This window comes from Bifidobacterium asteroides (assembly GCF_009683175.1).
GTDB lineage: Bacteria > Actinomycetota > Actinomycetes > Actinomycetales > Bifidobacteriaceae > Bombiscardovia > Bombiscardovia asteroides_H.
The window spans coordinates 160,123-172,496 of sequence record NZ_WKKW01000003.1; the positions used below are offsets into that span (position 1 = coordinate 160,123).

The window sequence follows — 12,374 nt, forward strand, 5'->3', positions numbered from 1 at the left end:
TGAGGCGCACTGTCACAAGCCTGATGGACGGATGGGAATTCTGCGATGATCGGGCACCTGGGCAATGGAGGGAAGTCGAGCTGCCCCATGATTGGGCTATCGAACGACCGGTCAAGGAGGACATGCCCGGGGGTGGTGAACAAGCATTTCGTGATCGTTGGGGGATTGGCTGGTACCGCAGGACCTTTCATATGGATGAAAGACCTGCGAGCAAAGCCTGTTGGATTCATTCAGACGGGATATATGAATGCAGCTCAATACACGTGAACGGGGTCTATATAGGAGGCCATGACTACGGGTATTCGCCTTTTTCCTGTGATTTGTCGGACGCTGTGCACCCAGGGGAGAATGAGATTCTTATTCGTGTAGACAACACTCGGACCCCTCCCGACCGATGGTACAGCGGCGCAGGAATATATAGGCAACTAAGTATAGTAGAGGCCTCGAACCCTCATTTGGACCAGGATAGGGTCAGTATAAAGCAGCATATCGATGTGGAAAGTTCTCGGGCAGACCTGTCATGCAGAATTCCTCTGGTCCATTCCACCCGAGAACATGAACCGCGCGATCTGCACATCAGGGCATCACTGGTTGATAAAAACGGCATCGTTGCAGCCTCGGGCAAATTGGAGAACCTGGATGGAACGCTGAAGTTGAGTGTGTCGCATGCACATCTGTGGAGCGCCGAAGATCCATATCTCTATAAGTTGCATATAGGACTGTACTCTGACGATCAATTGATAGATGATCTTAAGCTGCATATCGGATTGCGCCGAGTGAGTTTTGATGCTGAACAGGGGATGTTGGTCAACGGAAGCAAGGTCATCTTCAAGGGGGTGTGCCTGCATCAGGATTTAGGATGCATGGGGTCCAGGACTTCCAGTGATCTATTACGCCAGCGGTTGCTTTTGTTGAAAAAAATGGGTTGCAATGGCATTCGGGCGGCGCATCATGCCCATCCTACTGAATTGTTGGATCTGTGCGACGAACTGGGTTTCTACGTTTATGACGAGGCCTTCGACAAGTGGTTCAGCGGGCATGATGAGCATTTCTTCGCTGAGCACTGGAAGGAAGACCTTGCAGCTCTCATGTACAGGGACAGAAATCGCCCCTCGGTGGTCATATGGGGTCTGGGCAACGAAGTAGAGCACCAGGCCCAGCCGGCTATGCTTAGGACCCTGTCAACGATGGTCGATTATGCCCACGGACTTGACCCAACCAGGCCTGCCTGTTGTGCCCTGAGCCCCCATTTTCAGCGACCCGATCAGAGCAATAATGGGGATGGCATAGTCCAGGCCACGGATGATGTTTCGGCCAATGAGGAAATCTCCGACCTGGATGGAATTGTCGGATGCATCAAGGCTGTTGCAGATGTCAGCGACATGGTGGTAGTCAATTATGCAGAACAATGGTATGAGCGGATCCACAAGGCAATCAGCGATAAACCGATTTTTGGTTCCGAGGTCTACCAGTATTTCTCGGGTCACCCCGATCAGATGCAGAACTTCACTGACGCCAACCCCAATCTTGTACCTTTTGAACATTCCTATGTCGTAGGCGGGGCCATATGGGCAGGATTCGACTATCTAGGTGAATCCATGGGTTATCCTTCCAAGGGTTGGAGTGGAGCCTTGATTAGGACTGACAACATTCCCAAAACAGGTTATTTCCTGATGCAGAGTTACTGGTCTCGGGAACCGATGGTCCATTTCTGTGTTCTCGACTACAGCCAGCCTGACGAGATGGTCAAAGAACATTGGGATATGCCCCCATACCTGCATCATTGGGACTTTCCTGGAACCAGAAGAAGAGTCCTGCCTTTCATGATTGCCACCAACTGCGATACGGTTCGTCTCTTCCTGAATGGGAAGGAATTCCACCTAGAACACCCGAATGAGGAGAGGAACCGTTGCATTAAAGGCTATCTGCCCTACATACCCGGCTGCGTACATGTGGAAGGCTACAGAAATGGGAAGAAGGTCTGTCAACAAACAGTGCAAACCCCAAGCAAACCCGCGAGGCTTCTTTTTGGTCCAGATACCAAATCGGCCAGTATTGGGCTTTTTGACTCGGACAAGACGGATTCTGGCATTATGCAACGTTTTCCCGCTGATAAAGGTTTCAGGTGTCTGATCGGACTCAGGTGTGTTGACAAGGACCGGGTCCTGTGTTTTAGAAGCAATCCTTTAATTCATTTCGAAGTTCAGGGGCCGATTCGAATGGTTGGGCTGGACGATGGGTGTCTGCTAAGCAATGGTGATTATGGGGCAAAGCAGATGCGTGCCTATCAGGGGCAGTGCGGCGTGGTGATAGGAGGGACGGGTGAAGCTGGGCCTGCAAAAATCATGGCCCAGGCTGAAGGCATGGAGCCTGCTGTCCTTGAATGTCTGATGTCCTGAACGGGTTTTGCAAGTCGCTTCCATACTCACCTGCATACCGAAGACGGTTGGGCGGCTTTCGGTGCTTTCTGGTGTCCGATCGCCTGAAGTTGAAGGAATTGTCCCTGATGCAATACAGCAGAACTGAAATGAGGAATATGCAGATCTCTAGGTAAACCGAGCATTCGGTGAAGGTGTGAAAGGTTCTCTGATGATATTTCCTGGGTCATCGCGAATTTGTCTTTGATAGATTCGGGATGTTTCGAGGTTACTTTTGGAAACGCAAGGCCGAGATATCTTTTGACGGATAAACTTGGTCAGGTGCCTAGGGCTTGAATACATGCTGGCGTAGCGTCGGCCTGGTTCGAACCCAAGCACCTGGCAACCGACAGGACCTGAACCTGTGGATCACCGATGAGGATGAGGCTTTATGTTTATTCCACGCTACTATGAGGACCCTTCCAGACTACATGTGGGGACTGAACCCAATCGTTCCTACTTCATCCCAGCCTCAGGGCCGATGGATTCCAGGGGTGACAGGAGGAGAGAGTCGGATCGTTTCCTGGATCTGGACGGTGACTGGGATTTTCGTTATTATCGCAGTCTTTATGATCTTGATGCTGAGGTAACCTCTGCCCAGGAGGCTGGTGAACCTGTTTTTTACCAGGAGGACTTCAACCCCGAGGATGATGCCGGTCATGGGGTGTTCAAGCCTATTACTGTGCCTGGAGTCTGGCAGACACAAGGGTATGACAATCCCCAGTACACGAACACCAGGTATCCTTTCCCCTTTGAACCCCCGTATGTCCCTCAGGACAATCCATGCGGGATCTACCTGCGGACTTTCGAATATCAGCCTGTTGCCAGGGCCCCGCGTGCTCTGCTTAACTTCGATGGGGTGGATTCCTGCTTTTATCTTTGGATGAATGGTGAGCTTGTGGGATACAGCCAGGTATCCCATTGCACCAGTGAATTCGATATAACCAAAAAACTGAAACCGGGGCGCAACCGTCTCGCAGTTCTGGTGCTCAAGTGGTGTGATGGCAGTTATCTGGAAGACCAGGATAAGTTCAGGATGAGCGGCATCTTCAGGGATGTCTATATCCTGCGTCGACCTGAAAGCCGCATCCGGGATTACTTCGTTCACACTAATCTGAAGCAGGACAACTCCCGAGCCTGTGTCACTGTGGATCTTGATATAGCGGCTACTGGACAGTCGGCAAAACCGTCTGTCATGGGCAGGATCGTGGACTCAGCAGGTTCGAAGATCGCTGAAAGCAGGGCCAGTGGGGGCGAAAATCAATCATGTCTGCGAATGGAAATCGACCATCCCCGTTTGTGGAATGCCGAAGACCCGCAGCTTTACAGGTTGGAGCTCTACTACAAGGGCGATGCCGTGGGGACGTCCATGGAGGATCCCGACGAGGTCATTACCGACTACATTGGACTGCGATCTGTTAGCGTCGAAGGCCAGGTGGTCAAGGTCAACGGCTCGCCCATCAAGATTCATGGTGTGAACCGGCACGATGGAGATCCCCGGACGGGATTTGCCATTGATCAAGATCAAATCATGCGCGACTTGGTTCTGATGAAAGAGCATAATGTCAACGCCATCCGCACTTCTCACTATCCTAATGCGCCGCAGTACTACTCACTCTTTGACCAGATGGGCTTCTACCTGGTGGCTGAAGCAGACCTGGAGACACATGGAATCGAATACCTCTATCATGGTCCCGGCTGGAAGGAACCCGACTATTGGAACGGCAAGATAGCCGACGATCCCAATTTTACCCAGTCTATCCTTGATAGGGCCCAGCGCAGTCTGGAGCGTGATAAGAATCACCCCTCGATCATCATCTGGTCCATGGGCAACGAGAGTGGGTACGGATGTGGAATTGAAGCGGCTTTGGCCTGGACTAAACAGCGCGACCCCTCGCGACTCACCCACTACGAATCGGCAATCCACGGCTCACCCAGGACAGACCTTGACTATTCCAATCTGGATATCACTTCCAGAATGTACCCCTCAATCCGTCAGATCAAGGAGTATTTCACTTCTGAGGGTCCCCATGGCGTCAGCTCTCACGGGGATGACGGGGACGGAGGCAGGCGACCGTACTTCCTGTGCGAATTCTGTCATGCCATGGGATTGGGGCCTGGCGATCTTGAGGACTACTTCCGTGTTTTCCAGGAGCAGCCGGGAATTCTTGGTGGATGCGTTTGGGAGTGGGCTGACCATGCCATTGATCAGGGACGGTCAAGAGATGGTCGACAGGTCTACACCTATGGCGGTGATCACGACGAGTACCCGAACGATGGCAACTTCTGCATGGATGGTTTGGTGTACCCTGATCGGCATCCCCATACTGGTTTGGAAGAGTTCAAGAATGTCTTTCGTCCAGCTCGGGTAGTTGATTTTAATCCGGCAGATGAAACAATTCGTCTGCATAATTACCTGGACTTTATTTATTTGGATGAGTACCTGACCCTGTATTGGACCGTGCTCAGGGATGGCGAACCGGTTCTTACTGGTGGATTGTCGGAGAATGCCGAAGATGATCTGCACATCGCTCCTCATCAGGAGGGCAAGGTCAAGCTTCCTCCAATAAAATGGCCCGACCGTGGAAGAGTGACGCTCTTGGTTTCCTATGCCTTGAAGAAAGAGGACCGGAACCTTCGTCGGGGACATTTACTGGGGTTCGATGAGTTGAATGCGGCAGCGCTGGGTCTGGATGAACGGCGCAACAGTGTGGCTGGATTCATTTTAGAAGAGCACCGAAACAACCGACAAGATGTCGTCCGGCCTATGACCAAGGAAAACGCAGGCACGATTGAAGTGGAGGGGGATGACTGGCGATATGTCTTCAACAAGCGTACCGGCATGCTTGATACTGCAATTGTAGCCAATCGACAGCTTCTGACAGCTCCCACCCAAGTCAATGTCTGGAGGGCTCCAACAGACAACGACGCCATCATTAAGCAGGAGTGGATCAGGGCTCAGTACGACAGGACTGTGACCAGGGCGTATGAATCTGTTCTGAATATTGATGAGGACAGAGACATTACCACGATTCGCACTGACTTGTCCCTGGTGTCGCCGAGCATCCAACCCTTGGGAAGTATCCAGGCTACATGGTCCTTTGATTGTCTAGGAGGTTTGGATCTTGGGTTGAGCTTCCACAAGGATTCCGAATTCCCTGTACTGCCAAGGTTTGGCATACGCCTCTTCCTCCCCAGGACCATGGACAAAGTCACATATTGTGGATATGGGCCCTACGAGAGCTATAGGGACATGCATCAGGCCAGCCACTATGGCGTTTTCTCAAATACTGTGGAAGGCATGGTTGAACACTATCTGCGCCCACAAGAGAACGGTTCGCATTTCGGTTGTGATTATCTAATGGTCGAGGATGGCTGGTCGGCTTTGGAGGTCGTTGGAGACACTCCCATCTCCTTTAGCTGCTCCCCATATACCCAAGAGGAGCTGACTGAAAAAGGTCACGACTATGAGCTGCAGGAATGCGGTTCCACTGTGCTTTGCCTGGATTATGCAACTGCAGGTGTCGGCTCCAATAGTTGCGGACCTGATTTGGCTCCTGCCTATCAAATGAATGAGTCCGAGATCACCTTCGGACTGCATCTAAGGGTCCAATCACACTAGATCCGTGAACCAGGATGGAGAGGAATTGCTCTCCATCCTGGTTCATTTTCGCCAGTTCCTGTATTGCTGATATACCTGGTCCTGAGGCTGTCCCGATAGTATTTCTTCAATATTCACTGGCCAGACGGGGGGCTGATCCTGACCGAACAAGGTCCAGGCTGCCTGACGTGCTGCTCCGATGGCGACGTACTCATCGATTTGTGGCAACTCCACATCCATGCCCAGAATCTGAGGTGCATATGCCCTGACTGCCTTGGACTTTGCCCCTCCGCCGACCAGGAGGATTCGCCTGACTTCGGTGCCGAGATGTTTCAGCAATTCCAGGCAGTCGCGTTGTGAACAGAGAAGACCTTCAATAAAGGCGCGAGCCAGGTTCTGCCTGTTTGTATTTTCCAAGCTCAGTCCATTGATGCTGGCCCTGGCATCCGGACGGTTGGGGGTGCGCTCGCCATCAAAATAGGGGATTAAGGTGATGCCGCCGGCTCCTGGTTCTGACTGGTCTGCAAGATCTGCCAGGCCATCGTAATCAACGCCCATGGCTGCACGGCCGGCGTCAAGAATTCTAGAGGCGTTGATTGTGCATGCCAGGGGGAGCCAGTGCCCAGTGGCATCAGCGAAACCTGTGACTGATGCGCTCATATCATATGCGGGAACAGGGCTGATGGCGGCGGCAACTCCGGAAGTGCCCAGAGAGATCGAGACGTCCCCTACTCGCATTGACAGCCCGAGAGCGGTCATGGCATTATCGCCCCCGCCAGGTGCGATGATGCATCCGCCGGGTACCTTCTTGCCTGCGATTCGAGGATCGGCCTTGGCGCCGACCTGATATGGCCCCAGGACCTTGGGAAGGATGACCTTCTCAGCCATTCCGTCAGGAAGGGCCATGCTGAGGAGATCGCGCCGATAAGTGTCGGTTGCTGAGTTGAAGTAACCGGTGCCGGATGCGTCCGACCGGTCCGTGAAGAGGTCAGCCAGGTGTGCGTCATCACCCTTCGCGGCGGCAGGCCCATGTCCGGCAATGGCCCAACTCAACCAGTCATGGGGAAGGCAGATGGCAGCGATTTTATTGGCGTTTTCGGGTTCGTTACGACTAACCCAGTTCACTTTGGTGATGGTTAAAGAGGCGACTGGAGAAGAACCGACCGCTCTGACCCAGCGCTGTCTACCGCGCATATTCGGATCAGCATCCAGGTCCGATTCGGTTCCGCTTTCTTTAGGAGGTCGGCCCAGGCGGATGATCAGCTCCTCGGCGTCAGCTGCAGAACGGGTGTCATTCCAAAGCAGGGCATCGCGAATGACCCGGCCGGTATCGTCCAGTAGGACCATGCCGTGTTGCTGACCGCCCACTGAGATGGCGGAGATATCGTCAAGACCGCCAGCCTCTTGGGCCGCCTTTCTAAAGGCAGTCCACCATGCTTGCGGGTCGATGCTGGTCCCATCGGGATGTGATGCCTTGCCGAAACGAACCATTTGTCCCGTCCTGGCATCCGTGACCCTTACTTTGCAGGATTGCGTCGATGTATCAACTCCTGCCACCAGCACTCTATCCATGGCCGCCTCCTTGCTCGAGCAGATGTATTGCGATTCTTATGCCATCCTACCCTAATCATTAGATGAATGAACTAAGTATTGCTGGATGACATTGACAATGGCAGGTGGAATACTAAAAAACGGTCTGTTTGTTCCTGCCGTCCACGATAGACGTCAATTTTAAGAAGGTCGATTTATGGTTACCTTGCGTTCAATCAATCAGGACGATCTGAGAAATCACAACCTTTCGGTCATCATCAATACCATTCTACGTTCTCCGTCAGCGCTGAGCAGAGCTGATTTGGCCAAAACGACCGGGTTGACCAAAGCTACAATGTCCCTGCTGAGCGCACTTCTCTTGAAGAACAAGGTTATAGGGGAGGGGGAGCCGGGGACGACACAGACCAGTTACGGTCGTCCAAGCACACCTCTATCCATCGCCCATGGGCGATGGGCCGGCATGGGCCTGCAGATCAATACCGATGGTTATGGGTGTCTGGCTCTGGATCTAGATGGAACGCTGATTGATTCAGCTTGGATCGATGACGATATGCGTGAAGCTGATCCTGAAAAGGTCTTTGCCAGCCTGGATGCCTTGGCAAAGCCCATTGAAGGCAGACTCCGCGAGGATAACTATAAATTGGTGGGCTCTGGTCTTGCCCTTCCTGGCTTGGTCACTGGCGATATGCAGTTGCTCATGGCTCGAAACCTAGGATGGGAGCGAATCGACCTTTCCCGATTCGCCTTAGTTCGTCGACTAAACCCCGTGGCGGGCAATGAGGCCCGGTTGGCGGCCTTGGCCCAGATTCCGGGATTTGCGACTCAACGAACAGCAGGTGGGGGGAATGACCTTCTTTCGCCGACTGATTCTTTTCTATACATTTCCACGGATATCGGTATTGGAGGTGCTGTGGTTCGAGGGGGTACCGTCGAAGTGGGCGATCATGGTTTTGCAGGTGAGCTAGGGCACGCTTCTGTGGATCTGAACGGTCCCACTTGCCGGTGCGGGCGGCGTGGATGTTTGGAGACCTATGCCGGTCGCAGGGCCCTGGTCGAAGCTGCGGGCATCGCATCTGGGGCCGAGGCTGTTTCCACTTGGGCGATAAACGAGCTCTACAGACGCTGGCAGCAAGGAGACGACAAAGCCGTCGAAGCTATCGACAGAGGCTTGGACGCCATGATCTCGGTCATCGTCACAGCTATAAATATTGTAGATGTGGATGCCGTTATCTTGGGCGGTTTCTGGCCTAATCTCGGAAGAGATCTTACACAACGCCTGCAGGAACGGATCAATCGGTTGACCCTGGGCAGGAACGCCGCACCGGTAAGGGTGCTCATGCCCAGCCTGTCTGCCTATCCGGCCCTGCGGGGTGCAGCCTCTGTCGGGCTGCGTAAATTCATCGACAACCCTTTGGGATTCTTTGACAACTAAGTATGGTCAAGACAGGTGTTTATGGCCGATGTACCTGTTTGATCATGATGGGTTATTCGCTCAAGGTGACGGATGGGGTGTCGGTGATCGGATAATAATTGAGTTTGTTCTTGATTTGTTTCTTCCAACGTGACGGTGTATCGATAAATTTTGTTATACCTTTCCATGCTGCCCCGAACGCGACGGAATTGCTCGTTGAAATTGACTTCAAAACGTTGATTTTGGCCCATTTTGACGAAAGCACGCGTTTGGAGAGCTTCAGAAGAAGTGGTTCTTTCAAGTACTCAAACAGTTTCGAATACAACCCGTCCAAGACGATCGTCGGTACATCGCATATATTGACGAAATCAGCCAAAGCTAAACCCAAGTAGTCGGCGGCGCTCGCCACGGCTTTGCTGGCCCGGGTTTCGTTTCGCATCAGGGCGGCAAACAAATTGCCTATGGGGCTGTCCTGGGAAAAACCTGACGCCGCCATTATGGCATTCTGCCCGGCAAATGATTCAAGGCAACCGGTGTTTCCACATGAACATACATTAGTGCCTTCAGCAACATACACGTGGCCGAGTTCTCCTGCCCAACCGTGATAACCTGCATCAAATGAACCGTTCTTCATCAACGCGGCATCGATGCCTGAGCCTCCTGAGACATAGAGAAAGTCGGATAGCGGTTCACCATGTTTATTCCTGAGGTAGTTTTCAGCATATGCCCCGGCGTCCGCCGAATTTAAAAATGAAATTGCCGGCATGTACTTTTTTCGCGACCTATATGAAGGGAACGAGCGAGGTCAACGTCGGTCCATCCAAGAGTCGGACTGCTGAGAAGATGTGTACCGTTCCTATCGAAGTAACCGTGCAGAGCTGCGGTGACATCGACCACAATCAGATCTGCATTTCTTGCCCTTTCATGCAGATCACTGATTATGCGTCCAACCAAAACAAGTGTTTTAGCTGCCTCTTCTGTTTCGGTCTGCAGATATTGTTGTGCGAGTATTTGACCTGACAGGTCGACGACAGAGGCCTCTATGGAGTCTCTCATAATATCCACGCCTATCGATGCATAAGTGTGCAGAGCCGGAGCCAAGGGGACGGCTGGCCGCCCAGAACCTATGTTTTTCGAGTCCAGTTCCCGGATAATCCCGTACGCGATGAGCTGCTCGACAAGACGCGAGAGTGTCGACCGATTTAAGCCTGTAATTTTTGCCAGATACGCGCGAGAAGGATCAGGAAGCGAACCGGTTATTACAGCTTTGGCGATTATTGCAAGATTGTGGTTGTGCAGGCTGGTCCTGCCTGCTGTATTCAAGACGTTCTTCTTGCTTGCTGCTACGTTGCGCATAATAACTGGGCATTCCCGTAGTTTTCCTGATTGGCTTGGTGAGCTATGGCATCATTGGCTGGATCACGAGTCGCATGCGTTACGGCCGTGAATTATACTCATATGGTTCAAACCCTGTTGCATCGCTTTTTTCTGGTCACAGAGTGAACCGTACCTTGATACTTACCTATGCTCTTTCAGGTATATTCGTAGGATTGGCTGCTTTTGTCATGGTAGCCAGGGTTAATTCGGCTCGTGTTGGCTTCGGAGGCACGTACCTGTTGCAGGCTCTGCTTGTTGTTGTGCTGGCAGGATTTGATCCATTCGGTGGAAGGGGCAAATTCAGCAATCTGCTTTTAGCGGTCATTATGCTTCAGGTCTTGCAAACAGGGTTTACCATTTTGAACTTCTCGCCTTTTGTTAAAAATTTGGCCTGGGGTTCTGCTCTGATCATAGTCATGGTCATTAGCAGAGCTCTGGAGCTCAGAGCAAAGCACACTCAAAAGGTCAAGTAGAAGGGTTCGCTTCGGTGACATCGAACATCGAAGAATCATCGGAAAATGATTGGATAATGAAATGACAATGGACAGCGAGCAGACAGAGTCAATACTTGATGAACTAAAACAGACTTTTGATAGTATGGATTACGCGAATGTCGACTCTTTCATTCAAATGCTTAAGAAAGCACGGCATATTGTTTGTGCTGGAGTAGGTCGTGAGGGATTGACCTGTAGGGCTTTCTGTATGCGCTTGATGCATCTGGGCTTTGACAGCCATTGGGTATGGGATGACACGGCACCGGCTCTTGGACCTGGTGATTTATTTGTCTTTACCTGTGGATCTGGAGAGATTGCGCATCTCCTCACAATTGCCCGCCTAGCCAAGGACGCGGGCGCTTCAGTCGTTTGTTGCACCGGCGTTCCTGGGAGTACGGCCGCATCTGTAGCAGATTTGACTATCTTCATCCCGGCAACCGTATTCAAAGGTCAGGGTGACTTGGTTCCCTCCCTACAACCGATGGGAACTTTGTGGGAAACAGCGTCATGGGTATTCTTTGATTCTCTTGTCTACGAAATACACAAGGAAGAAGGCATAAGTTACTCATCAATGACGAAGCGACATAGGAACTACGAGTAATTTCTCCAATCTCTAATGATTTACCCGGTCTTTATCTGAATTTCAGGTTGCTCCGGCAATCTGAGAATATTCATCTAGGGCATTCCTTTGATGAATAATCGGTCCTGGAGGCCGGGTTTTTCATGGGGAAAGATTGTTGTCCTAATGTTCTCCTGCAGTTGTCAATAGTATTCCGATTTTCCACCGGCTGCGTGAAGACCTGAAGTTGCCCCTCATCCCCCGAGACGAGACTGGTTTGCAGTGTTCAAAAGTTTGTTGCTGAGGAACGAGTTCAGGACGAAACAGTGGGTTAGCTGCTATTCGCACCTAGAGCCCCTGTATGCGGTAGAACCGCCTTTGTCTAGGTGGTTAAGGCAGAGACAGTTAATACCAGATTGTTGCAGTACTAGTCGGCGGTTGGTCTCTCCAGCCCTTTGAAGACGAAGAGGGCGTGGGCATCTCCGCCCTGCAGGCGCTTCAGATAGGTTCGAGCCCGGGCCATGCGTTCCACAGTGGTCTGGGCCAGTGGGGCCGGAAGTTGATCGGGGTCGAACCAGCCGACTGACAGGCTCTCCTCGTCACCCACAAAGGGATCGGCATTGCCGCCAGGGTCGGGCCGGCAGATGAACAGATGGTCCATGTACATGGTCCGGTCACCGTTGGCGTAGGTGACCACCTCCCGGGAGGATGTGACCGCCGCCAGGTCGGTGACGATCACATCCACCCCGGTCTCCTCCTTGACCTCACGGGCCACGGTGTCTGCCGGGTCCTCGCCCGGTTCGTTGATCCCGTAGACCAGGGCCCACTGGCCGGTGTCCGAGCGCCGACCCAGCAGGACGCGGCCCCGGTCGTCACTGACGAAGGCCGTCACGCCGTTCAGCCAGAGCAAGTCATGGCCTATGGACCGGCGCAGTTCGAGCACGAAGTCAGGGGTGGGCATACA

8 protein-coding genes and 1 pseudogene are annotated in these 12,374 nt (G+C 52.4%); 5 read left to right on the top strand and 4 right to left on the bottom strand.

Annotated features, from left to right (window positions below; translation table 11 throughout):
• Nucleotides 1-23 precede the first annotated feature (23 nt).
• Together GKC41_RS05940 and GKC41_RS05945 are read left to right on the top strand one after the other, a co-directional pair.
• Nucleotides 24-2,399 (top strand): glycoside hydrolase family 2 TIM barrel-domain containing protein, encoded by a 2,376-nt coding sequence (locus tag GKC41_RS05940; protein WP_418904394.1) that lies wholly within the window; start codon nucleotides 24-26, stop codon nucleotides 2,397-2,399.
• Between the two features lie 499 nt (nucleotides 2,400-2,898).
• Entirely contained in the window at nucleotides 2,899-6,039 is a 3,141-nt protein-coding gene (locus GKC41_RS05945) for a glycoside hydrolase family 2 TIM barrel-domain containing protein (RefSeq protein ID WP_324612064.1), read from the top strand.
• A 42-nt stretch (nucleotides 6,040-6,081) separates the two neighbouring features.
• Here the strand turns inward: GKC41_RS05945 and GKC41_RS05950 are convergent, their stop codons facing one another.
• Nucleotides 6,082-7,590, bottom strand: a complete 1,509-nt coding sequence (locus tag GKC41_RS05950) for a xylulokinase (protein ID WP_154313381.1) — start codon at nucleotides 7,588-7,590, stop codon at nucleotides 6,082-6,084.
• Nucleotides 7,591-7,765: 175 nt separating this feature from the next.
• Here GKC41_RS05950 and GKC41_RS05955 point away from each other — a divergent pair, with 175 nt between their 5' ends.
• Nucleotides 7,766-9,001, top strand: coding sequence for an ROK family protein (locus GKC41_RS05955; RefSeq protein ID WP_154313382.1), 1,236 nt, complete (start codon nucleotides 7,766-7,768; stop codon nucleotides 8,999-9,001).
• A 52-nt stretch (nucleotides 9,002-9,053) separates the two neighbouring features.
• Here the strand turns inward: GKC41_RS05955 and GKC41_RS05960 are convergent, their stop codons facing one another.
• Both GKC41_RS05960 and GKC41_RS08975 read right to left on the bottom strand, forming a co-directional pair.
• A complete protein-coding gene (locus GKC41_RS05960; protein WP_267872852.1) occupies nucleotides 9,054-9,746 on the bottom strand; it encodes an ROK family protein in 693 nt (230 codons plus the stop codon).
• Nucleotides 9,725-10,336, bottom strand: a complete 612-nt coding sequence (locus tag GKC41_RS08975) for an ROK family protein (protein WP_267872853.1) — start codon at nucleotides 10,334-10,336, stop codon at nucleotides 9,725-9,727. Before GKC41_RS08975 ends, GKC41_RS05960 begins: the two co-directional genes overlap by 22 nt.
• Before the next feature lie 8 nt (nucleotides 10,337-10,344).
• Between GKC41_RS08975 and GKC41_RS05965 the strand changes: the two are divergent.
• Nucleotides 10,345-10,830, top strand: a pseudogene (locus tag GKC41_RS05965) (ABC transporter permease subunit); the annotation flags it as partial.
• A gap of 67 nt (nucleotides 10,831-10,897) precedes the next feature.
• The gene (locus GKC41_RS05970; protein WP_154313383.1) at nucleotides 10,898-11,452 is read left to right on the top strand and encodes an SIS domain-containing protein; all 555 of its coding nucleotides are present in this window, start codon (nucleotides 10,898-10,900) and stop codon (nucleotides 11,450-11,452) included.
• Between the two features lie 385 nt (nucleotides 11,453-11,837).
• On the opposite strand, the gene GKC41_RS05975 is transcribed toward GKC41_RS05970, so the two are convergent.
• Nucleotides 11,838-12,371 carry an NUDIX hydrolase gene (locus GKC41_RS05975; protein WP_154313384.1) on the bottom strand — a complete coding sequence of 178 codons (534 nt, stop codon included), beginning with the start codon at nucleotides 12,369-12,371 and terminating at the stop codon, nucleotides 11,838-11,840.
• Nucleotides 12,372-12,374 lie beyond the last annotated feature (3 nt).

Coding starts and splice junctions, on each gene's coding strand:
- GKC41_RS05940 (WP_418904394.1), top strand. CDS start 24: ATGGACGGATGGGAATTCTGCGATGATCGGGCACCTGGGCAATGGAGG.
- GKC41_RS05945 (WP_324612064.1), top strand. CDS start 2,899: ATGGATTCCAGGGGTGACAGGAGGAGAGAGTCGGATCGTTTCCTGGAT.
- GKC41_RS05950 (WP_154313381.1), bottom strand. CDS start 7,590: ATGGATAGAGTGCTGGTGGCAGGAGTTGATACATCGACGCAATCCTGC.
- GKC41_RS05955 (WP_154313382.1), top strand. CDS start 7,766: ATGGTTACCTTGCGTTCAATCAATCAGGACGATCTGAGAAATCACAAC.
- GKC41_RS05960 (WP_267872852.1), bottom strand. CDS start 9,746: ATGCCGGCAATTTCATTTTTAAATTCGGCGGACGCCGGGGCATATGCT.
- GKC41_RS08975 (WP_267872853.1), bottom strand. CDS start 10,336: ATGCGCAACGTAGCAGCAAGCAAGAAGAACGTCTTGAATACAGCAGGC.
- GKC41_RS05970 (WP_154313383.1), top strand. CDS start 10,898: ATGGACAGCGAGCAGACAGAGTCAATACTTGATGAACTAAAACAGACT.
- GKC41_RS05975 (WP_154313384.1), bottom strand. CDS start 12,371: ATGCCCACCCCTGACTTCGTGCTCGAACTGCGCCGGTCCATAGGCCAT.